Annotated in this window: 24 protein-coding genes and 1 pseudogene; 18 read left to right on the top strand and 7 right to left on the bottom strand. The window is 63.2% G+C overall.

Annotation, left to right across the window (positions count from 1 at the left end):
- The first annotated feature begins 113 nt into the window (after positions 1–113).
- Positions 114–541 (top strand): annotated as a pseudogene (locus tag ABB22_RS18580) (DUF3363 domain-containing protein).
- 7 nt (positions 542–548) lie between these two features.
- Here ABB22_RS18580 and ABB22_RS17730 read toward each other — a convergent pair.
- The 7 genes from ABB22_RS17730 to ABB22_RS07270 form a co-directional block, all read right to left on the bottom strand.
- The gene (locus tag ABB22_RS17730; protein WP_236756988.1) at positions 549–1,280 is read right to left on the bottom strand and encodes a response regulator; all 732 of its coding nucleotides are present in this window, start codon (positions 1,278–1,280) and stop codon (positions 549–551) included.
- Positions 1,267–4,008, bottom strand: a complete 2,742-nt coding sequence (locus ABB22_RS07290) for a sensor histidine kinase (RefSeq protein WP_057505142.1) — start codon at positions 4,006–4,008, stop codon at positions 1,267–1,269. Before ABB22_RS07290 ends, ABB22_RS17730 begins: the two co-directional genes overlap by 14 nt.
- A gap of 84 nt (positions 4,009–4,092) precedes the next feature.
- Entirely contained in the window at positions 4,093–6,192 is a 2,100-nt protein-coding gene (gene kdpB / locus ABB22_RS07285; RefSeq protein ID WP_082592155.1) for a potassium-transporting ATPase subunit KdpB, read from the bottom strand.
- A gap of 14 nt (positions 6,193–6,206) precedes the next feature.
- A complete protein-coding gene (kdpC, locus tag ABB22_RS07280; protein ID WP_057505141.1) occupies positions 6,207–6,881 on the bottom strand; it encodes a K(+)-transporting ATPase subunit C in 675 nt (224 codons plus the stop codon).
- Positions 6,882–6,890: 9 nt separating this feature from the next.
- Positions 6,891–8,594: a potassium-transporting ATPase subunit KdpA gene (gene kdpA, locus ABB22_RS07275; RefSeq protein ID WP_057505140.1), complete on the bottom strand. Its 1,704-nt coding sequence runs from the start codon at positions 8,592–8,594 to the stop codon at positions 6,891–6,893.
- 130 nt (positions 8,595–8,724) lie between these two features.
- Positions 8,725–8,805 (bottom strand): K(+)-transporting ATPase subunit F, encoded by an 81-nt coding sequence (gene kdpF / locus ABB22_RS19000; RefSeq protein ID WP_113931806.1) that lies wholly within the window; start codon positions 8,803–8,805, stop codon positions 8,725–8,727.
- A gap of 48 nt (positions 8,806–8,853) precedes the next feature.
- Positions 8,854–9,633, bottom strand: a complete 780-nt coding sequence (locus ABB22_RS07270; RefSeq protein WP_333783566.1) for a TorF family putative porin — start codon at positions 9,631–9,633, stop codon at positions 8,854–8,856.
- A gap of 404 nt (positions 9,634–10,037) precedes the next feature.
- On the opposite strand from ABB22_RS07270, the gene ABB22_RS17720 reads away from it, so the two are divergent.
- The 17 genes from ABB22_RS17720 to kdpA (ABB22_RS07190) all read left to right on the top strand — a co-directional run bounded on the left by ABB22_RS17720 (position 10,038) and on the right by kdpA (ABB22_RS07190) (position 26,216).
- Entirely contained in the window at positions 10,038–10,982 is a 945-nt protein-coding gene (locus ABB22_RS17720) for a LysR family transcriptional regulator (protein WP_082592153.1), read from the top strand.
- On the top strand, positions 10,979–11,257 hold the full coding sequence (locus tag ABB22_RS07265) for an EexN family lipoprotein (RefSeq protein ID WP_057505138.1): 279 nt from the start codon (positions 10,979–10,981) through the stop codon (positions 11,255–11,257). The genes ABB22_RS17720 and ABB22_RS07265 overlap by 4 nt, the downstream gene beginning before the upstream one ends.
- A gap of 235 nt (positions 11,258–11,492) precedes the next feature.
- Positions 11,493–13,502, top strand: a complete 2,010-nt coding sequence (locus ABB22_RS07260; protein WP_057505137.1) for a conjugal transfer protein TraG — start codon at positions 11,493–11,495, stop codon at positions 13,500–13,502.
- The gene (locus ABB22_RS07255) at positions 13,499–13,963 is read left to right on the top strand and encodes a ribbon-helix-helix protein, CopG family (protein ID WP_057505136.1); all 465 of its coding nucleotides are present in this window, start codon (positions 13,499–13,501) and stop codon (positions 13,961–13,963) included. Before ABB22_RS07260 ends, ABB22_RS07255 begins: the two co-directional genes overlap by 4 nt.
- Positions 13,960–15,012, top strand: a complete 1,053-nt coding sequence (trbB, locus tag ABB22_RS07250) for a P-type conjugative transfer ATPase TrbB (RefSeq protein ID WP_057505135.1) — start codon at positions 13,960–13,962, stop codon at positions 15,010–15,012. The genes ABB22_RS07255 and trbB overlap by 4 nt, the downstream gene beginning before the upstream one ends.
- Positions 15,009–15,392 carry a TrbC/VirB2 family type IV secretion system protein gene (locus tag ABB22_RS07245; protein WP_003103996.1) on the top strand — a complete coding sequence of 128 codons (384 nt, stop codon included), beginning with the start codon at positions 15,009–15,011 and terminating at the stop codon, positions 15,390–15,392. Before trbB ends, ABB22_RS07245 begins: the two co-directional genes overlap by 4 nt.
- Entirely contained in the window at positions 15,389–15,661 is a 273-nt protein-coding gene (locus ABB22_RS07240) for a VirB3 family type IV secretion system protein (protein ID WP_057505134.1), read from the top strand. Before ABB22_RS07245 ends, ABB22_RS07240 begins: the two co-directional genes overlap by 4 nt.
- Positions 15,662–15,671: 10 nt before the next feature.
- Positions 15,672–18,131, top strand: a complete 2,460-nt coding sequence (gene trbE / locus ABB22_RS07235; protein WP_057505133.1) for a conjugal transfer protein TrbE — start codon at positions 15,672–15,674, stop codon at positions 18,129–18,131.
- On the top strand, positions 18,128–18,853 hold the full coding sequence (trbJ, locus tag ABB22_RS07230; RefSeq protein WP_057505132.1) for a P-type conjugative transfer protein TrbJ: 726 nt from the start codon (positions 18,128–18,130) through the stop codon (positions 18,851–18,853). The genes trbE and trbJ overlap by 4 nt, the downstream gene beginning before the upstream one ends.
- Before the next feature lie 12 nt (positions 18,854–18,865).
- The gene (locus ABB22_RS07225; RefSeq protein ID WP_057505131.1) at positions 18,866–19,198 is read left to right on the top strand and encodes a hypothetical protein; all 333 of its coding nucleotides are present in this window, start codon (positions 18,866–18,868) and stop codon (positions 19,196–19,198) included.
- A complete protein-coding gene (gene trbL, locus ABB22_RS07220) occupies positions 19,195–20,559 on the top strand; it encodes a P-type conjugative transfer protein TrbL (RefSeq protein WP_057505130.1) in 1,365 nt (454 codons plus the stop codon). Before ABB22_RS07225 ends, trbL begins: the two co-directional genes overlap by 4 nt.
- Before the next feature lie 12 nt (positions 20,560–20,571).
- Positions 20,572–21,276, top strand: a complete 705-nt coding sequence (trbF, locus tag ABB22_RS07215; RefSeq protein ID WP_057505129.1) for a conjugal transfer protein TrbF — start codon at positions 20,572–20,574, stop codon at positions 21,274–21,276.
- The gene (gene trbG / locus ABB22_RS07210; RefSeq protein WP_057505128.1) at positions 21,273–22,274 is read left to right on the top strand and encodes a P-type conjugative transfer protein TrbG; all 1,002 of its coding nucleotides are present in this window, start codon (positions 21,273–21,275) and stop codon (positions 22,272–22,274) included. Before trbF ends, trbG begins: the two co-directional genes overlap by 4 nt.
- A 2-nt stretch (positions 22,275–22,276) precedes the next feature.
- A complete protein-coding gene (locus ABB22_RS07205) occupies positions 22,277–23,545 on the top strand; it encodes a TraB/TrbI/VirB10 family type IV secretion system protein (protein WP_057505127.1) in 1,269 nt (422 codons plus the stop codon).
- A complete protein-coding gene (locus tag ABB22_RS07200) occupies positions 23,542–23,787 on the top strand; it encodes a DUF2274 domain-containing protein (protein WP_057505126.1) in 246 nt (81 codons plus the stop codon). Before ABB22_RS07205 ends, ABB22_RS07200 begins: the two co-directional genes overlap by 4 nt.
- Positions 23,788–24,400: 613 nt before the next feature.
- Positions 24,401–24,493, top strand: a complete 93-nt coding sequence (locus ABB22_RS07195; RefSeq protein WP_055773068.1) for a hypothetical protein — start codon at positions 24,401–24,403, stop codon at positions 24,491–24,493.
- Positions 24,494–24,503: 10 nt separating this feature from the next.
- The gene (gene kdpA / locus ABB22_RS07190) at positions 24,504–26,216 is read left to right on the top strand and encodes a potassium-transporting ATPase subunit KdpA (RefSeq protein WP_055773065.1); all 1,713 of its coding nucleotides are present in this window, start codon (positions 24,504–24,506) and stop codon (positions 26,214–26,216) included.
- The last annotated feature ends 14 nt before the right edge of the window (positions 26,217–26,230 follow it).

Below are 26,230 nucleotides of genomic sequence, written 5' to 3'. Positions count from 1 at the left end.
CGTCGAGCTAGGTCAGGCCGTGCCGAACCTTGATCCGCTGGAAGTTGTTGCGGGCCACATCCACCGCCTCGAAGTCCTGCACCAGGCCGGTATCGTGGAGCGCGTGGCCGAAGGTGCCGGACGACTTGGCCGAATGGGGTCGCCGCTACGACGCGCAGTGCCTAGGCGGCGTGACGGTGGAGCTGAAATCGCACGTGCCCATCGAGCGGCAGGTTCGCTTTATCGGGGCCACATGGCTCGACCAGCAGTTGATCAGTGGCGGTTCGGGCCTGGGCGAGCTGAGTTTTGGTAGCGAGGCTAAACAGGCGATGCAGCAGCGCGCCGACTCCCTGGCCAAACAGGGGCTGGCAAAGCTGCGTGGGCAGCGCGTGACCTTGGCGCGGCCGTGCTGGACGACGGCATGGGCTTCAGTCTGCCGAGGAAACCTGTGATCAAGCAGCGGCTTGGGCAGCAGACCGCCGCGACGGTGTGCGGTGGCAGAGTGACATGGGAATTTGGTCGGCAACGTGGCCATCAAGAACTGCTTGGCACCGATCACTGAATTCAGTTCAAGCCGTTTGTCGTTCCTTCGCGATGAATCTCAGTCCAACCCCAGGTTCAGTCACGATATAACGGGGTGCGGAAGCATCGTCTCCAAGTTTGTGACGCAACTTGCCGACAAGAATGCGTAAGTAGTGAGCATCTTCGTCGTGCGTCGGTCCCCACAGCTCCCTTAAAATTTGCGTTTGCGTGATCAACCGTCCTGGTTGGAGAGCCAATAGAGACAGTAGAGAAAACTCCTTGCGACTTAACGTGACGATCTGGCCATGAACCGTCACTTCCCGGTTTACCAGATCTATGCTGACAGTCCCATCGTCATAGACTGGACCTTCCTCCAGACCAGATCCTACGGTTCGCAGGAATGCGCGAATACGCGCCATGAGTTCCTCGACACCGAATGGTTTGGTCACGTAATCGTTAGCGCCCGCATCTAACAAGGCTACCTTTTCCTCCTCGCCGGACCGCACCGTCAACACTATGACAGGCACGCGTGACCACTGCCGAAGCTCTTTGAGAACTTCCTTTCCGTCCTTGTCCGGCAGTCCCAGATCAAGAACGACAAGATCCGCCCCCTTACTGGCTAGCAGCGTTAGTCCCTCGCGTCCCGTTCCTGCCAACAAAGTCGCATAGCCCTGCGAACGCAAACTGATGTCGATGAACTTGCGAATCTGCGTTTCATCATCGATTACAAGAATCCTGGCAGCCGGCGCGCTCGCAGTCGTTTCATTAGGTCGTCCCATCATCTTCTTTCGCCTCTTGCTTGGCATATTCGCCCCACGGCAAGGTCAGACGGATCGTGGTTCCCTTGCCTTCCCGTCCGGGCAGTGCCTGGACGCTGCCCATATGGGCGCCCACGATGCCTTGCACTATCGTCAATCCTAGACCAGTCCCTTGCTTGCCCCGGTCGCCACGCTCCACGCTGTAGAACATATCGAAGATGCGTCGTCGTTCGTCTTCTGGAATGCCGGGACCACGGTCCGAGACGTCTACTTGCAATTGGCCATCTTCATTGCGCTGGACCTTCACGTGGATGGGAACTTCCAGAGGGGAGAACTTTGCCGCGTTTTCCATCACGTTGAACAAAGCCTGCTCGATTAGGGCGGGATGGACATGAATCGGCGGCAGCCCCGAGGGAATGTCGAGCTCCAGGCGGATATTCGGCTCGTACCGTTGCAGACGCCTTGACGCCGACCCCACTAATTCGTCTATACCGATCCAGTCGCGCGTCAACGTCAGGCCCTGCTGCCCAAGTCGCGTCATGTCGAGCAGGTTCTGAATGTAGCGATCCAAGCGTTCGCCCTCAATATGAATGGTTTCCAGCAAACTCTGCTGATCCTCCGTTCCCATGTTCTTGCCGTACCGCGCCAGACTGTCGGCCGCCCCTATCATCGATGATAAGGGCGAGCGCAGATCGTGCGACACGGATGACAACAACGCGGACCGCAGACGCTCCGTTTCTCCCGTGACCCGCGCCTCCTCCAATTGTGATACCAACCGCGTGCGTAGCGCCGCCTGACCAATGTCTTCCACCATGCTTTCTGCGAGGCGGCGCTGCTCAAACGATAGACGCCCCATATCCGACCGGAACCTTAGTCCGGCCACGCCTAGCGCGTCTTTGTCCGAACGCACTGGGAGGAACAGCCAACTGGAACTACTCAAGGTGTCTGTGTAACGCCCACTCATTTGTCCGTGTTGTTGCGTCCAGTCCGCCGCCATCAAATCTTTATCGGTAAGCGGGGTTGTGGCGGCGGTAGGCCCCGATTCCCCGTTGATGCGTATCCATGCTTCGGCATGAAGGGTCGATCTTAGTATCGAGGCGCCTGACGCAATAACCTGTCCAAGATCGGCTGCCTTGGCAAGTTGGCGTCCCAATTTCTGCATTGCTGTAGCGTGAGTGTTGGCGGCTCGCAGTGCCACTACTTGTCTGCGTAGTTGCGAAGCCAAGCGCCCTGCGATCAGTGCTGCTGCGAGAAACAGCATTACGGTTGCGACGCCGCGAGGGGCACTGATCAGAAAGGTAAGTTTTGGCTCGATAAAGAAGAAATCATAGGCCAAGAAGCAGAGAACGGCAGTGATAACTGCTGACGCCATGCGAGTGCGTGACGCGACCAGCACAACAGCTACGAGAAAGATCAGCGACAGATCCTGTAATCCTAGAACTCGTTCAGCCAAGGCTGCTGAACCTATGGTGGCAGCGCTGGCCAGAAGAATCAGCGAGACTTCCCGTTTCGTAATTCGGCTGCTGGCCGTGTCAGTCCAATATATCGTCTGCTGCCGCGCCTGCGGTGTGCTGACAATCGTCAGTTCGTAGCGAGCGCCGCGCTGTAGCAGTTGCTGCGTCAATGTACGGTTGAACATTCGGGCGAAAGGACGCTCGCGCGTGCGACCGATCACAATGGATCTTGCGCCGCGCGCTTCCGCAGCGTCCAGCAATGCCTGCGTGACGTCGGTGTTGTGCATCACCTCCGTCTCCCCGCCAAGATTGCGCGCTAGCGCGAAAGCCTTGTCGATCTCCATCAAACGTTGCTGCTCAGCACGCGCGCTCCTTCTGAGCCATGAGATCGGCTGGGCGATGCTTCCTGCTTGCTGTGTCGCGTCGGCAGACCTGCCTGTGTCTACGGTGACCACTGACCATGGCGAGCCACGTCGCTCGGCCATTCTGGAACCCGCTCTCACGAGATATTCGGATTGTCCCCGGCCATCAATGGCGATCAGCACATGGTGTTGAATGGGAATGCCTGCCAACCCGCGTGCGGCACGCTTTTCGCGAAGGTCGACATCGACGTGCTCCGCCACCGTTTGCATTGCAAGCTCACGCAAGGCGGTGAGATTAGACGGTGAAAAGAACGCCTGTAGCGCTCTCGCAGCCTGTTCGGGAATATAGACTTTTCCATCGTTCAGACGTTCTATCAGTTCGCGCGCAGGCAAATCGACCAGGCGAATGTCACGCAAACGCTCAAAAATAGTGTCAGGAACAGTCTCGTTTACTCGAATACCTGTAATTTGGTGCACAACGTCGTTCACACTCTCCAAATGCTGGATATTGACCGTCGTGTAAACGTCGATACCGGCGTTGAGCAATTCCTCCACATCCTGCCAGCGCCGCTCATGGCGGCTTCCGGGGGCATTGCGATGGGCTAGCTCATCTACTAAGGCAATTGCCGGCTTGCGTGCTAGCAAGCCATCCAGGTCCATTTCCTCCAGTTGCCGCCCTCGATACTCAATTGTTTTGCGAGGCAGCAATGGGAGCCCCTCGACCAGAGCCCAGGTCTCGCCACGGCCATGGGTTTCGACGATACCAATAACGACATCCACCCCTTGGCGGTGCAGTTCTCGCGCACGGGCCAGCATGGCGTAGGTCTTGCCAACGCCAGGCGCAGCACCCAGAAATACCGTCAACCGTCCGGCAGACTCTCGCTTGAGTTCACCCAGTATGGCGTCGGATTTTATGGGTTGGGTCGCTCCCATAAGGCGGTCCTCTTAACTCGATAACTTCATAGGGTTTTGGGCAACGTTTTTTAGCGTTGCCCAATTATTCCAGATTATTAACTTTCAGAAGAATGGGGTCAGCATAATGTCGATCAGCTTGATTCCGATGAACGGCGCGATGAGGCCACCGACGCCGTAGATCAAAAGGTTGCGCCTGAGCAGATGCGAGGCCGATTCGGCCCGATACTTCACCCCACGCAAGGCAAGCGGGATCAAGGCAACGATGATGAGCGCATTGAAGATCACCGCGGACAGAATCGCCGAATTGGGGCTGTGCAGGCCCATCACGTTCAAGGCCCCCAATGCCGGGTAGGTGGCGACGAACGCGGCCGGAATGATCGCGAAGTACTTTGCCAGGTCGTTCGCGACACTGAAGGTAGTCAGCGCTCCGCGCGTCATGATCATCTGTTTGCCCACCTCGACAACCCGCAGAAGCTTGGTGGGATTGCTGTCCAGATCCACCATGTTGCCCGCTTCCTTTGCGGCTTGAGTGCCGCTGTTCATCGCCACGGCCACATCAGCCTGCGCAAGGGCCGGCGCGTCATTTGTGCCGTCCCCCGTCATGGCCACCAAGTGGCCCTCGGCCTGGTATTTGCGGATCAGACGCAACTTGTCTTCAGGCGTGGCTTCAGCCAAGAAATCATCCACGCCTGCATCAGCGGCAATCGTGGCTGCAGTGAGCCTGTTGTCCCCCGTAATCATGACAGTCTTGATTCCCATGGCGCGCAGTTGGCCGAAACGCTCCTTGATGCCATGCTTGATGATGTCTTTGAGTTCGACCACACCAATGACGCTCGGGCCGTCGGCCACGACCAGAGGTGTGCTGCCACGCCGAGAAATTTCCTCGACGATCCGGCTAACGGCCTCAGGGAATGTCCCGCCGGCATGCTCCACGTAGGCGCGAATCGCCGATGCAGCCCCTTTGCGCAGTTGCCGATCATCGATGTCTATGCCGCTCATGCGGGTCATTGCACTGAATGCAATGGGCTGTGCACCGTCCAGTGTCCGAAGCTTGACATTGAAGCTGCCCTTAGCCAGCGTCACAATGGAGCGACCTTCCGGCGTTTCGTCAGCCAGCGAAGCCAGGTAGGCAGCATTGGCAACAGCCGGCTCAGACAGGCCAGGAGCGGCGACAAACCTGACAGCCTCGCGGTTGCCCAGGGTGATCGTGCCAGTCTTGTCGAGTAGCAGCACGTCAACGTCACCGGCAGCTTCGATCGCGCGACCAGAGGTTGCTAATACATTTGCTTTCATCATGCGGCTCATGCCAGCAATGCCCACAGTCGATAGCAGGGCCCCTATGGTCGTCGGGATCAGGCATACCAGCAGGGCAATGAGGACCGTGATGCTCACTGGCTGTCCTGCGCCATTGACCTGTACGCCGAACATGGAGAACGGCAACAAGGTCACGCATACCAGCAGGAAGATCAGCGTCAGGGCGACCAACAGGATGTTCAGCGCAAGCTCGTTCGGTGTCTTGCCTCGCTTGGCACCCTCGACCATGGCGATCATGCGGTCAAGGAACGCCTCACCAGGCTTCGCTGTGACGCGCATGATGATCCAGTCCGAGAGCACGCGGGTCCCGCCGGTAACCGAGCTGAGATCGCCCCCAGCCTCGCGGATCACCGGAGCCGACTCCCCTGTGATGGCCGACTCATCGACGGAGGCGACCCCAACCAGGACCTCACCGTCCGCTGGGATGGTTTCTCCGGCGTTGACATGGACGTAAGCGCCCACGGCCAATTCGTCGCTGGGGACGGGCCAGCTCGTACCGTCCAGCTTAGGTTCCTTGAGCACACGGGCAACCACTCGCCGCCGAGAGGCGCGCAGCGCTTGAGCATGCGCTTTGCCGCGGCCCTCGGCCAATGCCTCGGCTGCGTTGGCGAAGAGCACGGTGAACCAGAGCCAGGCAGCCACTGCAAAGATGAAGCCCGCCGGGGCGTCGCCATCTCCTCGCACAGCCTGAATCCCCAGAACCGTTGCCACGATGCTGCCGACATACACGACAAACATCACTGGGTTCTTCATCTGCACGCGCGGAGACAGCTTACGAAAAGCTTCACCAATGATCGAGGACCATGGCAGGGCGCCGGGCTGAGGGTCTGGCTGCTTACCAGACGGGCCGGTGCTATTAGTAGACGTGATGACTTCTGTTTGGGACATAAAAACTCCCAGCTTTATTGGGTGACTGGCCGGGCCTTGAAGGCCTCGTCCAGTGCAAGGTTGAGTTCCAGCACGTTGACGCGGGGTTCGCCAAGAACGCCGAGCTGACGTTGCGCTGTGTTCTTTTCCAGCACCGACAGCACATCCTTCTCAGGCACATTGCGCGCCTTTGCCACCCGGGACACTTGCAGCCGGGCGTTCGCTAACGAAATGTGCGGGTCAAGGCCGGAGGCAGATGCGGTCACCGCATCGACCGGTACCTTCGCGTCAGCTGCCAGACCGTTTTCCTCCCGGTAGGCTTTGGTGCGCTCTGCCACGGCGTCGAGCAGTTTCTTGCTCAGCGCCCCCTGGTTGCTCGCGCCGCTGTTGGCAGCGTTGTACGGCTGGTCGATCGAATTGGCTGGATCGTTCGGGTCAGCGCCGGAAGTGGCACTGGGGCGGCCATGGAAATACTGAGGGCTAGAGAAAAGCTGGCCAATGACACGCGAGCCGACGGCCTGTCCGTTGCGAGTAATCAAACTGCCTTGCGCCTGATCGCTAAAGAGTAATTGGGCCACGCCAGTAGTGGCCAGTGGATACACCAGTCCGGTCACGATCATGAAGAGCACTGCAGAAACAAGCACCGGGCGGGTGACACCGCTGAATGCCGATGTCACAGCCGGGCTGACTTGTGTTTGAATTTCAGTCATAGCTACTCCTTAGAAGGTCTGGCCCGTGAGCAACAGTAAGTGCTCCACGATGGGACCCAGAGCGAGAGCGGGCAGGAAAGTCAGTCCGCCGACGATGAGGACGATGAAAACCAGCAGCCCCGTGAACAGGGGCGTGGCTGTCGAGAGCGTTCCTGCGCTGGCCGGAATGCTGTTCTTGGCTGCCATTACTCCAGCGACCGCGAGCATGGGCAGCAGCGTGAAATAGCGGCCCACGAGCATGGCCAGGCCGATGGTCGTATTGAAGAAAGGCGTATTGGCATTCAGGCCTGCAAATGCAGAGCCGTTGTTCGCCGTGCCTGACGTATACGCATACAGGACTTCACTGAAGCCGTGTGGCCCGAGGTTGGCCAAGCTTTCCATGGTGGCCGGGACCAGGCATGCGATGGCCGTGAATCCGAGGATGCTCAACGGATGGGCGAGCACGGCGATCATCACGTACTTCATCTCCCGTGCCTCGACTTTTTTGCCAAGAAACTCAGGAGTGCGGCCGATCATCATGCCCACAAGGAACACCGTGAGGATGGCATAAGTGACCAGATTGATTAGACCCACGCCATCACCACCGAATACGTTGTTGAGCATCATCTGGGCCAACGGAACGAAACCGCCCATCGGGGTGTAGGAGTCGTGCATCGAGTCCACCGAGCCGGTGGTTGCGGCTGTGGTTACTGCTGCAAACATGCTGCTTTGAGCCACGCCAAAGCGCAGCTCCTTGCCCTCCATGTTGCCGCCACCCTGCAGAGCGGTTTGCGTCTGATCCACGCCCAGGGGCGTCAACATCGGATTGCCGCTGTGCTCCGCGTTGTAGATCAACGCAAGAAAGCCTACGAACATCACAACGAAGGCGCCAAAGAAGGCCCAGCCTTGCCTGCGGCGCATGATCATCGAGCCGAACGTGTAAGTCAGCGCAGATGGGATCAGCAGCATGCTGAGCATGTGCAGCGTGTTGGTCAGCGGCGTCGGATTCTCGAACGGATGTGCGGCATTCATGCCGAAAAAGCCACCGCCGTTGGTGCCGATGTGCTTGATCGTCTCGAAGCTCGCGACCGGCCCCATGATGATCTGCTGCTTGGCTCCTTCGAGCGTGGCGACAACTGCGTCGGCACTCAGCGTTTGCGGCATGCCTTGCCAGACATAAACCAGTGCCATCACGAAGCACAGTGGCAGCAGGAGCCGATAGAGCACACGGGTGAAATCCACCCAGTAATTACCGATGTCGCCCGTGGACCTTCGGCTCAGGCCCCGAATGACCCCCCCTGCGGCAGCCACGCCCGTTGTTGCGCTAACGGACATCAAGAAGGTGATGACCGCCATTTGTGAGAAGTTGGACAGGCTGCTTTCGCCTGAATAGGCTTGCCAGTTGGTGTTGGTGATGAACGAAGCCGCAGTATTGAATGCCAGATCAGGCGTTTGAGACGCCCTCTCCAGCGCATCGCCAGGCAAATACTGCTGCACGCGCAGCAGAACGTAGCCAAGGAGCATCATGGCGGCGTTGCTCAGGACGAGCACCATCCCGTAGCGTTTCCATGACATCTTCTCCGACGGGTCAACGCCAAGAACTCGATAGGTACCACGCTCCAGAAAACTGTGCGCAGGACTTGTGAAAAGACGTGCCATCCATTTCCCGAGCACCACGACCAGGCCGGTCATGATCACCAGGATGATAGCGAATTGGACAATGTCGACAGTCATCTTGGACTCCGATCAAATTTTTTCGAGGCCAACGATGAACCCCGCCGTGATTACGAAAAATCCGCAAGCCAATACCAAAAACAAGAAATCACCCATAAATGCACCTCGATTGATTTGAATAATTTTGTAATCAGAACTTTTCAGGCCTGATCAGTGCATAAAGCAAATATGCAAATAACCCGAACGATATCAATCCGATAATCAAATTCACGATCCACCTTTATTGAAAATTGCCATGCTGCTGGCAAGTTAATGATTTTTAGAAAGAGGCTTGCAGAGCGAACTCAACACGAGAGCCCGCCATACTGGGAAACATCCTTTTTGCGGCGGAGTCCGTCCCGTGCAGCGTCAGCCTTGCCTCGAATGGGGCTTGAAATCCCCACACCACGCCCAGGGAGCCGTGGGTGTAGCTATCCGCGTAGGCGCTGTCCAGGAAGTAGCGCGCTAGCGTGCCCTCGAAACGCCATTTGTCATTGACGGGGTATCGCACGCCGATGAGCGCATAGGTACCAGTTGTCTTGCTGGCCATCGCGTTCGTGGAGCGCCCCACCGACAGCCAGTAGTTGTCGCGCCAAGTAAGCGCCGCGTTGACTTCGTTCCAGCTGGGGGAGCCTTGTGTACCGGGGTACTGGTAGCGCAGGTAATACGCATCAAGCGCCCAGTCTTCTGCCAGCTTGCCGCTCCAGCCCAAAGCGATATCGAATTCGCTACTGGCATTGTTATCTGGCTTGAACTTGACGTTGGAACCCCAGGCCGAAGCATAGAAGCCGGAGTCGTGGGCGTACTTCACTCCTGCTTGAACCGCCGGCTTCTCACGTGTCTGTGAAGAGCCGCGCCACACGTAGTCCGACGTCAATGCAACATTGCCGGAGACTTGCGCTTGAACGCTGGTTGCCGCCCCAAGCAGCAGCACGCTGATCGCAGCAGCAACGACCTTTCTAGTCGCCTGAATTTTTTCGAGATGCATGATTTTTCTCGCGAACGAATAGCGAAATGCCCATGCAACCAAGTATTCAGTGAAAGCGCGTAAATTTTCCATTCATGAACAATCTCCACGCATAAATTCTACGTAAATTATGAAGATCTTCGCTGTCGCACACGAGTTTAGTGAAGTCGGTCAAGGCGCGTCGACGTCCGCGTGCGCGCGGCGGCTGTGATCGTAAATTTATGTTGAATTTACGACGAGCGGAGTCTGCTTGAGGTATGGTTTTCAGGCCTCCGGCGCAAGAGTGTCCAATCAAATACAAGACGCCATCCTCATTGGCACTGTTGTGGTTGGATTCGTCTCCTTTTTTCGTATCGCAGAAATGAGCTGCATGGCTTGCAAGTCGACTTAAAGAATCACTACCGAGCCGCAATTTTCAAATATGCGCCAATCTTCTTAGAGCTGCATATATGGGTGATTGATTTGACCGAAAATGAAGCGTCAGCGAGATAGAAAGAATGGAGTTACGCCACCTTCGATACTTTCTCGCAGTTGCAGAGGAGCTTCGCTTTGTTCGTGCTGCCGAGCGACTGCACATCGAGCAATCACCGTTGTCGCGCGCAATCAAGGAGCTTGAGGAGGAGTTGGGTGTCCTGCTATTTGCGCGCACCACACGCAGCACGCAATTGACCCGTTCTGGCAAGTTGTTTTTGGAGCATGTGCGCCGTGTATTCACCGCCTTGGAGCAAGCACGGGATAGCGTGCGAGCGGCAGCTAACGGCTTTCACGGACAATTGCGCGTGGCATTATCGGACGGCATTACACCGTCGCGCTTGCCGGCATTGCTGGCGCAATGCCGGCAGGAAGAACCCGAAGTGGAACTCAGATTCTTCGAGATTCCACTGTCGCAGCAGATCAAGGGACTGCATGACGACTCGTACGACGTGGGATTTGCGCAGTCCGACGAGGTAGGCGATGGCATCTTCGCTCTACCTGTCTGGAGCGATCCGCTCATGGTTGCGGTGCCAGCTCGGCATCCACTGCTGGCCCACAAGCGGATTCCTCTGGACGAACTGCTGCGCTATCCGCTTGTCCTGTGTGACCCACAAATCTGTGAAGGCCATGCCAAGCATGTCGAGCGAGTGTTGCGCCGTACCGAAATGGAGCCGCTGATCGCGGAACGAGTGGCATCCGCCGACCTGATGATGGCGCTGGTGGCGGCAGGCTTTGCGCTTGGACTGGCAGGTGCGGCGCACATTGCTGCCAGCCGTGAACCTGGCGTAGTGGCCCGGCCTCTGGCGGCGCGCGTACCGCCGCTGACCACTTATTTGCTGTATCCCGAAAGTGAGCCGCTGGAAGTGCTAGAACGATTTATTGGGCGCGTACAGGCGATCGAATCCCTGGAATCTCCCAGGCCTATGCGAGGCCGCTGTTCTGACATATCGGAGGAACCCGCATCATGAGGAAGATACTTCCGCTTTTACTGGCTGCCGCGTTGACTGCTTGCGGCTCGTCCGAGATGCCTCAGAAGGCCGACACCTCGGAAGCGAATATCCCAACGGTGGAAGAACTGGCGGCCAATCCTGAGCGGCTCAAAGAGCTGCGCCAGCAATGCAAGACCGACCGCCCGAAGCTGGGCGACGTGCTGTGCAACCGGGTGGCCGAGGCCACGCGCAAGCGGTTCTATGGCGACGGCGAAACGCCGTACACACCACCGAAGGAACCGCCTAAGTTCTGATCGTTGGCGGTTCGCCGAATCGCCTTAATTTTTTGCTCGATACGCCGCAATGCGCCCGCGCTTGCGGCGTTTTTCTTTGGCTCGCCGTCGCACTCATTCTGTCTTTTTGCTCGACCTTTCTGCCGAAAACGGTCTTTGACCGGCACTGGCCCGGCACCGATCCTGACGCCTGCGGCACGCCTTTGTGCCGCTCTTTCCATGAGGAATCAGCTCAGGAGAAATCGGAGGCCAGGTCATGCAAGGGACGAACGTGCTGTTCGGTCAGATCGCCGTCGTATTCGGCATCGTGATCGCTGGCGTGTGGGGCGCCACACAATGGACAGCAGCCGCCCTTGGCTATCAAGTACGCCTTGGCTCGCCCTGGTTCGACTTCCTTGGCACGTCGATCTACCACCCCTGGAAACTGTTTGAGTGGTGGTTCTTCTTCGGGGCCTATGCACCGGAAGTATTCGACACCGGCGGCGCCATCGCCGGCGCCAGCGGCATGGTCGCCGTGGGCGTTGCCATCGCCATGTCGGTCTGGCGCTCGCGCCAAGCACGCCTCGTCACCACCTACGGCTCTGCGCGCTGGGCTAACGCGCAGGACATTCGCAAGGCGGGCCTCGCACAGCCTGCCGGCGTGTTCCTGGGCCAGCGCGATCGCCAGTACCTGCGGCATGAAGGCCCGGAACACGTCCTGACCTTCGCGCCCACGCGCTCGGGCAAGGGCGTGGGCCTCGTGGTGCCGACGCTACTGTCCTGGCCGGCTTCGGCCGTCATCCACGACATCAAGGGCGAGAACTGGCAGATCACCGCAGGCTGGCGCAGCCGATTCAGCCACTGCTTGCTGTTCAACCCGACCGATGCGAAGTCGGCGGCCTACAACCCACTGCTGGAGGTGCGGCGCGGCGCGCATGAAGTGCGCGACGTGCAGAACATCGCGGACATTCTGGTCGATCCCGAAGGCGCGCTGGAGAAGCGCAACCATTGGGAAAAGACTTCGCACGCGCTGCTGGTCGGGGCCATCCTGCATGTGCTCTACGCAGGCGAAGACAAGACGCTGCGCGGCGTCGCCAACTTCCTGTCCGATCCGGCCAGCCCGTTCGAGCTGACCTTGCATCGGATGATGACCACGCCCCACCTGGGCGATGGCCCGCATCCTGTTGTCGCTTCGGCGGCGCGCGAAGTCCTCAACAAGAGCGACAACGAACGCTCGGGCGTGCTTTCCACGGCCATGTCGTTCCTCGGCCTGTACCGCGATCCCACGGTGGCCGAAGTCACCTCGCGCTGCGACTGGCGCATCGCCGACCTGATCGCGGCCAAGCATCCGGTGTCGCTCTACTTGGTAGTGCCGCCTTCGGACATTTCGCGGACGAAGCCGCTCATTCGCCTAATCCTCAATCAGATCGGGCGGCGCCTCACCGAATCGCTCGACGGCTCCGACGGCATCGAGCGCCGGCACAAGCTGCTGCTGATGCTTGACGAGTTCCCGGCGCTGGGGCGCCTGGACTTCTTCGAGACGGCGCTGGCCTTCATGGCGGGGTATGGCATCCGCAGCTTCCTCATTGCGCAGTCGCTCAACCAGATCGACAAAGCCTACGGCCAGAACCATTCGATCCTCGACAACTGCCACGTGCGCGTGACGTTTGCGACGAACGACGAGCGCACCGCCAAGCGGATCTCCGAGACGCTGGGCACGGCCACCGAGCTGCGTGCGCAACGCAACTATGCCGGCCACCGGCTCGCGCCGTGGCTCGGGCACCTGATGGTGTCGCGCCAGGAAACCGCGCGCCCGCTGCTGACGCCGGGTGAAGTCATGCAGCTTCCGCCTGACGAGGCCGTGGTGATGGTGTCCAGCCTGGCGCCGATCAAGGCGAAGAAGCTGCGCTACTACGCGGACGCCAATTTCAAGCGCCGCGTGCTGCCGCCGCCTGCACTGGCGAACGGGCAGTACGCGGACGCGCCGACGCTGCGTCCCGACGACTGGAGCGGGCTGGCGATTCCGTCCGTGCCCGCTGCGCCTGCCACGGCATCCGCCGATGGCCTGGAGAACTTGGGTTCGGCCGACGACGGCGGCCCGCGCCGTCAGCCCGAACTCTCCGAAACCGTCGCCTACGACCCCGAGCTGGCCGCGCCTGCGGCTGACCTCGGGCTGCTCGATGACGACGACGACCTTCCGCTTCCCCTTCCGCGCCAGCTCGATCCAGCCATGCAGCGCACGGCCCGGCTGGCTTCCCTCGACCCCAACGACGGAATCGAGCTATGAGCCACTACCGCCTCAACCTGTTCATCCAGCCGGAGCACGCCAAGCGCCTGGATGAGCTGGCCGCCAAGAAAGGCGTGTCCAAGTCGTCCATCGTCGCGGCGGCGCTCGCATCGTGGCTGTCGCCCGATGCCGCCGACCAGCGCGAGGCGGCCATCGCCAAGCGGCTGGATCGCCTCTCGCGCCAGACCGAGCGCATGGAGCGCGACCAGAACATCGCCATCGAAACGCTGGCGCTGTTCATCCGCTACTACCTGACCGTCAGCACGCCGGTTCCCGAGGCGCACCAAGACGCGGCACGCGCGCAGGGCAAAGCGCGCTTCGAGCAGTTCACCGAGCAGCTTGGCCGCCACCTGCTGCGGGGCCGCAGCTTGGTGCGCGACGTGGTGGAGGAACTGCATCCCGATCCGATGCGGATGGAGGACGCGGCGGCAGCCGCCCAAGCGCGGGAGCGTGCGTCATGAGCGCCGTTCCCCAATCCATGACCGCCACGTCGCTCGACCGCCGCATCCAGATGCTGCGCACGGCGATGGGACCGCTGATCGCCGCCGCGCTCGAAGACCCGGACGTGGTGGAGGTGATGCTGAATCCTGATCGCACCCTTTGGGTGGATCGGCTTTCCAGTGGGCGCGCGCCGATGGGCGTGGAACTGCCCGAGGCGGACGGCGAGCGAATCATCCGCCTTGTCGCCGCCCACGTCGGCGCGGAAGTACATCGCGGCCAGCCGCTGTTGTCCGCCGAGTTGCCCGAGACGGGCGAACGCTTCGAGGGCATCTTGCCGCCCGCCGCGCCGGGGCCGGCCTTTGCCTTGCGCAAGCGCGCCATCGGCGTGATTCCGCTGGAGCGGTACGTCATCGGCGGGATGATGACCAGCGCGCAGGCGGGCTTTCTCGTTCGCGCCGTGCGCGAGCGGCAGAACGTGCTGATCGCCGGGGCCACCAGCAGCGGCAAGACCACGCTCGCCAATGCGCTGCTGGCTGAGATCGCTGCCACGGGCGACCGCGTGCTGGTGCTCGAAGACACGGTGGAGCTGCAATGCGCGGCCCGCGACCACGTTCCTCTGCGCACCCGCGCAGGCGTGGTGTCGATGACCGAGCTGGTGCGCTCGTCCATGCGCCTGCGGCCTGATCGCGTCGTCGTTGGCGAAGTGCGCGGCGCCGAGGCGCTGGATCTCATCAAGGTGTGGGGCACGGGCCACCCCGGTGGCATCGCCACGATCCATGCCGGCTCCGCGCTCGGCGCGCTGCTGCGCCTGGAGCAACTGATTCTCGAAGTGGCGGTGAATCCGCCCCGTGCGCTGATCGCCGAGGCCGTGGACGTGGTGATCCACATCGCCGGGCGCGGGCGCAAACGCCGCATCGAGAGCATCGCCCGCGTCGTCGGCTTCGATGGCGTGGGCTACCAACTGGCGGACGCGCTGGAAACGCCGTTTCCCGAGCTGCCGCCACATCCCGATGCCGCACCCGCTGCGGCGACTTCCCCATCCCCTCACTCACTTGGAGAACTGCCATGACGCAGATGACCATTCCTGCTTTCCGTTTTTCTGCAAATCCGGCTTTGCGTCTTGCGCGGCTGCGCTGCCTGGCCCGCCCTGCGGGGCAAGGGCTGCTGCTGGCCGCGCTGCTGTTGTTTCTGGCCGGAACCGCGCAGGCCGCCGGCTCCTCGATGCCGTGGGAAGGCCCGCTGCAATCCATCCTCGAATCCATCCAGGGGCCGGTGGCGCGCATCGTCGCGGTCATCATCATCATTGCCACGGGCCTCGCGCTCGCGTTCGGCGACACGTCGGGCGGATTCCGCAAGCTGATCCAGATCGTCTTTGGCCTGTCCATCGCGTTCGCCGCGTCCTCGTTCTTCCTGTCGTTCTTCAGCTTCTCCGGCGGGGCTGTCGTATGAGCGCCCCGGATAGCTTCGCGGCGGGGTTCGAGGTGCCTTTGCACCGCTCGCTCACCGAGCCGATCCTGCTGGGCGGCGCACCGCGCACCGTGGCGATCGCCAACGGCACGTTGGCCGCCGCTGTCGGGCTGGGTCTGCAACTCTGGATTCCCGGTGGTGTGCTCTGGATCGTCGGCCACGCGCTGGCGGTCTGGGGGGCGCGCGTCGATCCGCAGTTCATGGCCGTGTTCGCGCGGCACATCAAGCACCGCCCGCTGCTGGACGTGTGAGGGGAATGCCATGCTGAACCTTGCCGAATACCGCCAGCGCCCGGCCTTGCTTGCCGACTGGCTGCCCTGGGCCGGATTGGTGGCGCCGGGCGTCGTGCTGAACAAGGATGGCTCGTTCCAGCGCACGGCGCGGTTTCGCGGGCCTGACCTCGACAGCGCCACGCAAGGCGAGCTGATCGCCACGTCGGCGCGCTTGAACAATGCGCTGCGCCGCCTGGGTTCGGGCTGGGCGCTGTTCATCGAGGCCGAGCGCCGCGCTGCCGCCGATTACCCGCACTCGGAGTTTCCCGAGCCGCTGTCGTGGCTGGTGGACGAGGAACGCCGGGCCACCTTCGAGGAATCGGGCAACGACTTCGAGAGCGGCTATCACCTGACGCTGGTGTACCTGCCGCCCGAGGAATCGCGCACCCGCGCGGCGGGGATGCTGTACGAGAACCGGCCCACCGATGGCGTGGACTGGCGCGAGCGCCTGGCGGCCTTCATGGCGGAAACGGATCGCGTGTTCGACCTGTTCGATGGCGTGATGCCGGAGATCGCCTGGCTGGACGACAGCCAGACGCTGACCTACCTGCACTCGACCATCTCGACGCGGCACTACCGCGTCGGCGTGCCCGACGTGCCGTTCCACATCGACGCGCTGCTGACCGACTCCGCACTGGTCGGCGGCCTTGCGCCCATGCTGGGCGACCAGCACCTGCGCGTGGTGTCGGTGCGGGGCTTCCCGACCTCGACCTGGCCGGGGATTCTGGACGACCTCAACCGCCTCGGTTTTGCGTACCGCTGGAGCACGCGCTTTCTCTGCCTCGACAAAGCCGAGGCGGAACGGGAATTGGGACGCTTGCGCCGCCAGTGGTTCGCCAAGCGCAAGAATGTCATCGCGCTGCTGCGCGAAACGATCTTCCAGCAGGAAAGCCCGCTGGTCGATACCGACGCGAGCAACAAGGCCGCCGACGCCGACGCTGCCTTGCAGGAGTTGGGCAGCGATCAAGTCGCCTTCGGTTATCTGACGGCGACCGTCACCGTCATGGACGAGGACGCCGCCGTCGCCGACGAGAAGCTGCGCATGGTGGAGCGCGTCATTCAGGGTCGGGGTTTCGTCACCATCCCTGAAACGCTCAACGCCGTGGATGCGTGGCTGTCCTCGCTCCCCGGCAATGCTTACGCCAACGTGCGCCAGCCCATCGTCTCGACGCTGAACCTGGCGCACATGATGCCGGTGTCGGCGGTATGGGCCGGGCCGGAGAAGAACGACCACCTCGACGGCCCGCCGCTGATCGTCACGCGCACCGATGGTGCGACGCCGTTCCGGCTGGTGACGCACATCGGCGACGTGGGCCACACGCTGGTCGCGGGGCCGACCGGCATGGGCAAGTCGGTCTTGCTCGCCACGCTGGCAATGCAGTTCCGCCGCTATCGCCGCTCGCGCATCTTCGCCTTCGACATGGGCCGCTCCATGCGAGCCGCCATCCTCGGCCTGGGCGGCGAACACTACGACCTGGGCACGGATGGCGAAATCGCCTTCCAGCCACTCGCGCGCATCGACCGTGAGGGCTACCGCACCTGGGCGGCCGAATGGATCGAGGGCCGCTTGCTGCACGAAGGCGTCGCAGTCGGCCCCGACGAGAAGGCCGCAATTTGGTCGGCGCTGGGAAGCCTCGCAGGCGCGCCGGTGGAGCAGCGCACGATGACGGGGCTTTCCGTGCTGCTGCAATCGAACGCGCTGCGCCAAGCGCTCGCGCCCTATGTGTTGGGCGGCGCGCACGGCAAGCTGCTGGACGCCGACCATGACCGATTGGGCATGGCCGACGTGCAGTGCTTCGAGATGGAGGAGCTGATGCACAGCAAGGCCGCCGTCATGGCCGTGCTGCATTACCTCTTTGCGCGCTTCGACGAACGCTTTGATGGCGCTCCCACGCTGCTGATCCTCGATGAAGCATGGCTGTTCCTCGATGACCCGGTGTTTGCCGCGCGCATCCGCCAGTGGCTCAAGACGCTGCGCAAGAAGAATGTCAGCGTCATCTTCGCCACGCAGTCGCTGGCTGACATCAAGGATTCGAGCATCGCGCCCGCGATCATCGAGAGCTGCGCGAGTCGGATTTTCTTGCCCAACCCGCAGGCCACCGAGCCGCAGATTCGCACGATCTACGAGGGCTTCGGCCTCAACAGGCGGCAGATCGAAATCGTCGCCACCGCGCAGCCCAAGCGCGACTACTACTACCAATCCCGCCTCGGCAACCGCCTGTTCGACCTCGACCTGGGGCCGGCGGCGCTGGCGTTTGCGGGCGCTTCCACGCCGCAAGACCAGCGCGACATGGATCGCGTGCTGCTGGACGCCGGCGTGCCCGGCTTCGCGGGCGCCTGGCTGCGCCATCGCGGCCTCGATTGGGCGGCCGACCTGCTGCCCTCGTTCCCCGGCCTTGCGCCGGGTTCCCTCCGTACCACCGACCACCCACAGGAGAGCCTGTCATGAAGAAGCGCCTTATCGCCGCCGCCGTCGCGGCCATGCTTTGCACCGCCACCGCCCATGCGCAATGGGTCGTGGTCGATCCCACGAACCTCGTGCAGAACACGCTGACCGCGATCCGCACGCTGGAGCAGATCAACAACCAGATCCAGCAGCTCCAGAACGAAGCGCAGATGCTGATGAACCAGGCGCGCAACCTCGCCAGCCTGCCGTCCAGTGTGGTGAACGAGTTGCGCGCCAATCTGGCGACGACCGAGCGACTGATCGCCCAGGCCAGGGGCTTGGCCTACGACGTGACGAACCTCGATCGGGAGTTCGCGCGCCTGTATCCCGAGCAGTACGCCGCCACCGTCAGCGGCGACCAGATGTACCGCGACGCGCAGGAGCGTTGGCGGAACACGCTCAACGGCTTGCAGACCACGATGCAGATGCAGGCGCAGGTGTCGCAGAACCTGGGCGAAGACGAGAGCGTGCTGGCCGACCTCGTGGGCAAGAGCCAGTCGGCCGAAGGCGCGCTGCAAGCCATGCAGGCCATGAACCAGTTGCTGGCCTTGCAGGCCAAGCAGTCCATCCAGTCGCAGCGGCTCCAGATCACGCAAGACCGGGCGACTGCGCTGGAGCTGGCGCGACAGGCGGCGGCCACGGAACGCGCCCGCGAGGTGCGGCGGCGCTTCCTGGGCGACGGCACACCGTACACGCCGCAGTCCGTGAACTTTTACGGCAACTGACGGGAGGCCGCCATGCGATGCGTCCTCGCCCTGTCGGTTTCGCTGCTTGTGGCGCTGCTGACCGCTTGCAGCGAGCAGCCGGCCGACAACCTTGCCGATGCCTTGGCCGCCGATCCCGTGCGGCTCAAGGCATTGCGCGCGCAATGCGCCGCCGATCGGCAGGCCACGGGCGAGGACGCCTGCCGCGCCGCCGCCGAAGCCTTCCGGCGGCGCTTCTTCTCCGGCCAGGCCGGGCCGGATGAATATCAAACGCTGGCCGACCTGCCGCCGATCCCGCCGAGCTTCGATGAACCGGCCGATGGCAAGGCACCGGCATCGCCCGCCGAATCAGAGGACACGCCATGAATGACGTGACCATCATCGACCAGTTTCTCAACACCTTTGCCGCCTACATCGACTCGGGCTTCGGGCTGTTGCAGGGCGAAGTGGCCTTCCTGACCGTGACGCTGATCGTCATCGACATGACCATCGCCGGCCTGTATTGGGCCATGAGCCATGCCACCGGCCAGGGCGAGGACGTGATCGCCAAGCTGCTGCGCAAGGTGCTCTACGTCGGTGCCTTCGCTTACATCATCGGCAACTTCAACTGGCTGGCTGGCATCGTGTTCCGCTCCTTCGCCGGGCTGGGCCTGACGGCCACCGGCTCGGCCATCACGATGGAGAACTTCTTGCAGCCGGGCCGGCTGGCGAAAACCGGCATCGACGCAGGGGCGCCGATTCTGGAGCAAGTCGGCGAGATGGCCGGTTTCCCCGAGGTGTTCGTCAATCTCGATGCCATCGCGGTGATGTTTCTCGCGTGGCTGGTCGTGGTGCTGTGCTTTTTCGTGCTGGCGATCCAGCTTTTCATCACGCTGATCGAGTTCAAACTGACCACGCTTGCGGGCTTTGTGCTGGTGCCGTTTGCGCTGTGGAACAAGACGGCGTTCCTCGCCGAAAAAGTGCTGGGCAACGTGGTGGCCTCCGGCGTCAAGGTTCTGGTGCTGGCCGTGATCGTCGGTATCGGCTCGGGCTTGTTCGCTCAGTTCCAAGTCCATCCCGCCGAGCCGTCTATCGACCACGCGCTGGTCATCATGCTGGCCTCGCTCACCTTGCTGGCGCTCGGGATCTTCGGCCCCGGCATCGCCACGGGCCTCGTGTCCGGTGCGCCGCAGCTCGGCGCTGGCGCAATGGCCGGTGCTGCTGTCGGCGCTGCCGGCACGGCCGTCGCCATCGGCGCCGCCGCGACGGGCGTGGGTGGCGCCGTGGCTGCTGGTGCGCGCATGGCCCCGGCTGCCGCCAAGCTGGCCGGTAGCGGTGCGCGCGCCGCCACGTCGGCGGCCAGCAGTGCGAAGTCGGCGTTCCAGGCCGGTTCTGCCGCCGCAGGCGGTGGCGCGAAAGGCGCGATGGCCGGCATGGGCAACGTCGCCAAGACCGGCGCGCAGTCCGCCGGACGCGCAGCTGCATCCCGTGCTTCCGCTGCCGGGCAGCGGATGGCCGCTCCGTTCCGCGCTGGCTGGAATGGCTCGACGGCCGACGCTGGCGCGTCAGCCGGCCAAGCCTCCACAGGTGCCGCCGCTGCACAGAAGCCGGAACAACCCGCCTGGGCCAAGCGGCTGCATCGCCGCCAGCAACTCACCCATGCCGCGACCACCACTGCCCACGCGCTGCGCGGCGGCGATGGCGGCGGCTCCGGCCAGGGGCCGAGCCTGCGCGATTCCGATTCATAAGGAGAACCGACCATGCGATTCAAGAAACCGCAGGTGCGCTACGCCGACACGCCGCAGCCTGCCACGCCGTACCAAGCTGCCGGCCAGGTGTGGGACGGCCGTATCGGCTCGCCGCGCGTGCAGGCGAAGAACTGGCGCCTGATGGCCTTCGGGTGCCTGACGCTCGCGCTGCTGATGGCCGGCGGCCTGGTGTGGCGCTCGGCGCAGTCCTTCGTGACTCCCTACGTCGTGGAAGTGGACAACGCGGGCCAGGTACGCGCGGTCGGCGAAGCCGCCACGCCGTACCGGCCCAACGATGCGCAGACGGCGCACCACATCGCGCGTTTCGTGACGCTGGTGCGCTCGCTGTCTATCGACCCGATCGTCGTCCGCCAGAACTGGCTGGACGCCTACGACTACACGACCGACAAGGGCGCGGCCGTGCTCAACGACTACGCGCGCGTGAACGATCCGTTCGCGCGCATCGGCAGGGAGTCGGTGACGGTGCAGATCACCAGCGTCGTGCGCGCCAGCGACACGTCTTACAACGTGCGCTGGACGGAGCGCCTCTACGTCAACGGTGCCGCGGCGGGCTTGGAGCGATGGACGGCCGTGGTGTCCATCGTGCAGCAGACCCCCCGCACCGAACAGCGCCTGCGCAAGAACCCCCTGGGCATCTACGTCAACGGCCTGTCGTGGAGCCGCGAACTGGATTCTTCCGAAGGAGCCAAGCCATGAACCCGCTTTTCCGTAAATCCGCCTTGCCGTTGATCCTGCTTGTTTCGGCTGTCCTGTTCTCTGGCTGCGCCACGCAGGGCAAGCCGCCGCCGGCCATCTCGCTCGATGAGCCGGTGCAAGCCCAGCCGCTGCCGGAGCCGCTCGCGCCGGTGGAAGTGGTCAAGGTGCCCGAGCCGCTGGCGCTGCCGGCGCAGTTGAAGCCATTGCCCGAAGCAGAGGACGCCAAGCCCGCGCCGGAACCGGCCGACGAGAAGGTGCGCGTCTCGCGGGCCAATACGGAGGCCCGCGTCGCGCCCACGCGCGAGGGCTACGTCAATGCGATTCAGGTTTGGCCCTTCACCGACGGCGCGCTGTATCAGGTCTATGCGGCCGTGGGCCGCGTGACCGTGATCGCGCTTCAGCCGGGCGAGGAACTGGTGACGGTGGCCGCCGGCGACACGGTGCGCTGGATCGTGGGAGACACATCGAGCGGCAGCGGCGATGCGCTGCGCGTCAATGTGATGGTCAAGCCCATCCGCTCGGGCCTCAAGACCAATCTGGTCATCACCACCAGCCGGCGCACCTACCTGCTGGAGCTGACCTCGACGGAAAAGACGTGGATGGCTTCGGTGTCGTGGGAGTACCCGAAGGACGAGATGCTGGCCTTGCAGCGCCAGGCGCAGGCGGCCAACGCCGCCGCGCCGGTCGATACCGGCTTGTCGCTGGAGAAGATCCGCTTCCGCTACGCCATCAGCGGCAGCAATCCACCGTGGAAGCCGCTGCGCGCCTTCGATGATGGCGAGAAGGTCTATATCCAGTTCCCCGCCGGCATCGCGCAAGGCGAGTTGCCGCCGCTGTTCGTGATCGGTGCGCAGGGCGACGGGCAACTGGTGAACTACCGCTTCCGTGCGCCGTACTACATCGTGGATCGGCTCTTTGGCGCGGCGGAGCTGCGCCTGGGCGGCGACAAGGGTGACGTGGTTCGGATCGAGCGCACGGACGGCACGCGGAGGAATTGACCATGAGCCAGGACGACACCCCCGACCTCGCCGCGCCGCAGGCGGGAAAGATCGCACCCGAGGCGGTGGCGCTGCGCGCGCAGCCGCGCCCGGTCACGCGCCTGAATCGGCGCACGCTGGCCGTCCTCGTCGGCAGCCTGTCGGTCGCCGTGCTCGGGGCCACGATCTGGTCATTGCAACCGCACCGTCGCGGCGCGGGCGAGCAGACCGAGCTTTACAACGTGGATCGCGTCTCGAAGTCCGAAGGGCTGGACGGCCTGCCGTCGGACTATTCCAAGCTGCCGAAGGTGCCGGAGTTGGGGCCGCCGCTGCCGGGCGATCTTGGGCCAGCGATCGTGAAGTCGCAGCAGCCCGTGACGCCAGCCTATGCGCCGCCGGGCCACGACCCGGAGGATGCACGGCGCAAGGAAGCCGAAGCCGCAGCAGCTTCGTCGGTGTTCTTCCGCTCGGGCACGCCCGGCAAGACCGCAGCGCCGACCACTACGCAGGTTGCCGCAGCCGGCTCCGCACCAGCCCTGGCGGGGTTCGATCCGCTCGCCGCCGGGCCAGCCTCGACAGCGGCCCAGCTTGCCGACCCGACTGCGACGCAGAACCGGCAGGACCAGAAAGAGGCTTTCCTGAAAGGCGGCGCTACTGAAACCCGTAATTCCAGCAATCTGCAAATGCCGGCTTCGCCCTACCAGGTGATGGCTGGGACGGTGATCGCGGGCGCGCTCGTGACGGGCATCAAGTCCGATCTTCCGGGCGATGTGATCGCCACGGTGACGGAGCCGGTCTATGACACGGCCACGGGCAAGTTCCTGCTGATCCCGCAGGGATCGCGCATCCTGGGCAAATACAACAGCCAGGTCAGCTATGGGCAGAGCCGGGTTCAAGTGGTGTGGAACCGGATCATCCTGCCGGACACGTCCTCGCTGACCCTCGACAACCTTGTCGGCACCGATCCGGCGGGCTATTCCGGCCTGGAAGATGGCGTGGACTATCACTGGGGCCGCATCGTCGCCGGTGCCGCGCTGACCACGCTGCTGGGCGTTGGTGCGGAGTTGGCCGCGCCGGAGAACCGACAGGACGGCAACCGCATCGTGATCGCCGGGCGCGACAGCGCGCAGGACAGCATCAATCAGATCGGCCAGGAGATGACCCGGCGCAACATGAATATCCAGCCGACGTTGACCGAGCGGCCGGGCCTGCCGGTGCGGATCATCGTTAACCGCGACTTGGTGCTGCGGCCGTACCAGCCGCTTTTCTTCAACAGGGGGGTGATGCGATGAGCACCGGCAAGAAACTGCGGCTGGGGCCGCTGCCGAAACTAGAATCCACGAAACTGACCTTTGCGTGCCCGGCCAGCCTGAAAGCCGACCTCGACCGCTACGCTGCGTTGCATGCGCAGACTTACGGCGAAGCAGTCGATGCGGCGACGCTGATCCCGCATATGCTGGAGGCGTTCATGGCGGGGGATCGGGGATTCAGGAAGGGCACGGCAACGCGGAGCGCGCCGTCGAAGCCGACATGATGGCGTCGCCTACCATCCTGCGGCATCCATCGAACGCGCAGCCCCAGGGCTGCGTGTTCTTCGTTCTGGATGCCGCTAAACCGCTGGGCTATGATGACGAAACAGGTTCGCCGTTCCTCGGCAATCCAGCACGATTCAGCGCGATGCGGCTTGCTCTCCCGACGCTCTTATGTGGCTCCTAGCCCACGCGGTGGCACTTCTACGAAGTGGCCTGTAAAAGAGCTAACCTACTGTCCCATATACGGTTTCAAGCCCTGCGTGATTTGCGCGAAAGACTTGACACCGGCACTTTTTTGTTGCCCCGTTCCTGCCATTCCCGTTTCCGACCATCGGCAGGCGCGGTCAAAACCGCCGGGGGGCCCTTCGCCACCGCTCCGACAGCAGCCTCGACCGCGATGGCTGGAAGGCGCCGGCGCCCCCGGCCATCGCAACGCGCCATCGATCCGCATTTTTATGGCGTTTTTACGCCCGCACCGGTTCCATGGCATCGAACGTTTACGGCCTCCGGGAGGACGATGCCGGTCCTGATCGGGACGACGGCCTGCGGCAACGGCGCCGCCCCGCCCTTCCACCGGCGCGCCCCGCGAGTGGCGTCCAGAAAGCGAGGTTTCCCATGCCCGGCTGGCTTTCCCTGTTGTGCGGACTGGTGGCGCTGGTCGCCGCCGCCTGCCTGCTGTACGCGGTCCTGCGGCCCGAGTCGTTCTGAGGAGCGCGCCATGACCGAAGCCCTTGTCATCCTGCTGGCCGGCATGCTCCTGGCCTGGCCGCTGGGCCTGTACCTGGCGCGGCTGATGCGCGGTACGCCGATGCGCATCGATCCCTTGTTCCACTGGATCGAAAAGCCACTGTACCGGCTGCTGGGCGTGGACCCGGGCCGCGCCATGTCCTGGCGCGGCTATGTCGCCGCCTTCCTGCTCAGCAACCTGGTGCTGGCCGTGCCGACGCTGGCCGTGTTCATGAGCCAGGCCTGGTTGCCGCTCAACCCGGACCACATTCCCAACTTGCGCTGGGACACCGCGCTGCACACGATGGTGTCGTTCCTGACCAACACCAACCAGCAGCACTACAGCGGCCAGGCGCAGCTGTCCTACCTGTCGCAGATGACCGCCATCACCGGCCTGCAGGTGATCACGCCGATGATGGGCCTGGCCTTGGCCGTGGCCACGCTGCGGGCACTGTTCGCCCGAACGCAGGACAACGGCAACGGCAACGCCGCACGCATCAGGGTCGGCAACTACTACGCCGACGTGGTGCGCCTGTGCCTGCGCTTCCTGCTGCCTCTGTGCCTGCTGTGGACGCTGCTGCTGACCTGGCAGGGCGTGCCCTCGACGCTCGCGGCCGGCCCGCAGGCCGTGCCGATCGACGCCAGCGCCGGCATGCAGGCGCAGAAGATCCCGCTGGGGCCGGTAGCGGCGATGGTCGCGGCCAAGCAGCTCGGCGCCAACGGCGGCGGCTGGTACGGGCCGAACAGCAGCTTCCCGCTGGAAAACCCGACGCCGCTTTCCAATGCGCTGGAACTGGTCGGCATCGTGCTGATCCCGATGGCGGTCGTGTTCATGATCGGCGCCTTCACCGGCCGGCGCCGGTTCGGCGCGCTGGTGTTCGGCTGCATGCTCGGCATGTCGCTGCTGTCCACCTTCGGCACGGTGTGGCTGGAAGGCCATGGCGCCACCGCCGCCAGTCCATTGCTGATGGAAGGCAAGGAGGTCCGCTTCGGCGCGGACGGCACCGCGCTGTGGGCCACGCTGACCACCCAGGTGCAGAACGGCTCGGTCAACGGCATGCAGGATTCGATGAGCCCGCTGACCGGCATGGTGTCGCTGGTCAACATGCTGGTCGGCGCCATCTGGGGCGGCATCGGCTGCGGCCTGCAGCAGTTCCTGGTGTACCTGATGCTGTCGGTGTTCCTGGCCGGACTGATGACCGGGCGCACGCCCGAGCTGTTCGGCCGCAAACTGGAAACGCCGCAGATACGCCTGCTCGCCGTGCTGGTACTGCTGCAACCCATCACCCTGCTCGGCCTGACCGCGCTGACCCTGGCCATCCCCGGCCTGGCAGGCACGTCCAATCCCGGCTTCCACGGCATCACCCAGGTGTTCTACGAGTTCACCTCGGCCTACGCCAACAACGGTTCGGGTTTCGCCGGACTCGCCACCAACACCGTGTGGTGGAACCTGAGCTGCTCGCTGGTGCTGGCGCTGGGCCGTTTCCCGATCCTGATCGTCCCGCTGGTCATCGCCGCACAGCTGGGCGGCAAGCGGCAGGCACCGCAGGGCGCAGGCAGCCTGCAGATCGAAACCCCGACCTTCGGCCTGACCCTGCTCTGCGTGATCGTCGTCCTCACCGTGCTGCAGTTCATGCCGGCGCTGGTCCTCGGCCCGGTGGCCGACCGCCTGGGCCTGGCACTGCAGGGAGCCCCACAGCCATGAACATCCCGATGTCC

The sequence above is a fragment of the Stenotrophomonas nitritireducens genome, from assembly GCF_001431425.1.
Taxonomy (GTDB): Bacteria; Pseudomonadota; Gammaproteobacteria; order Xanthomonadales; family Xanthomonadaceae; genus Stenotrophomonas; species Stenotrophomonas nitritireducens.
This window is presented reverse-complemented; position numbering and strand designations above follow the sequence as displayed.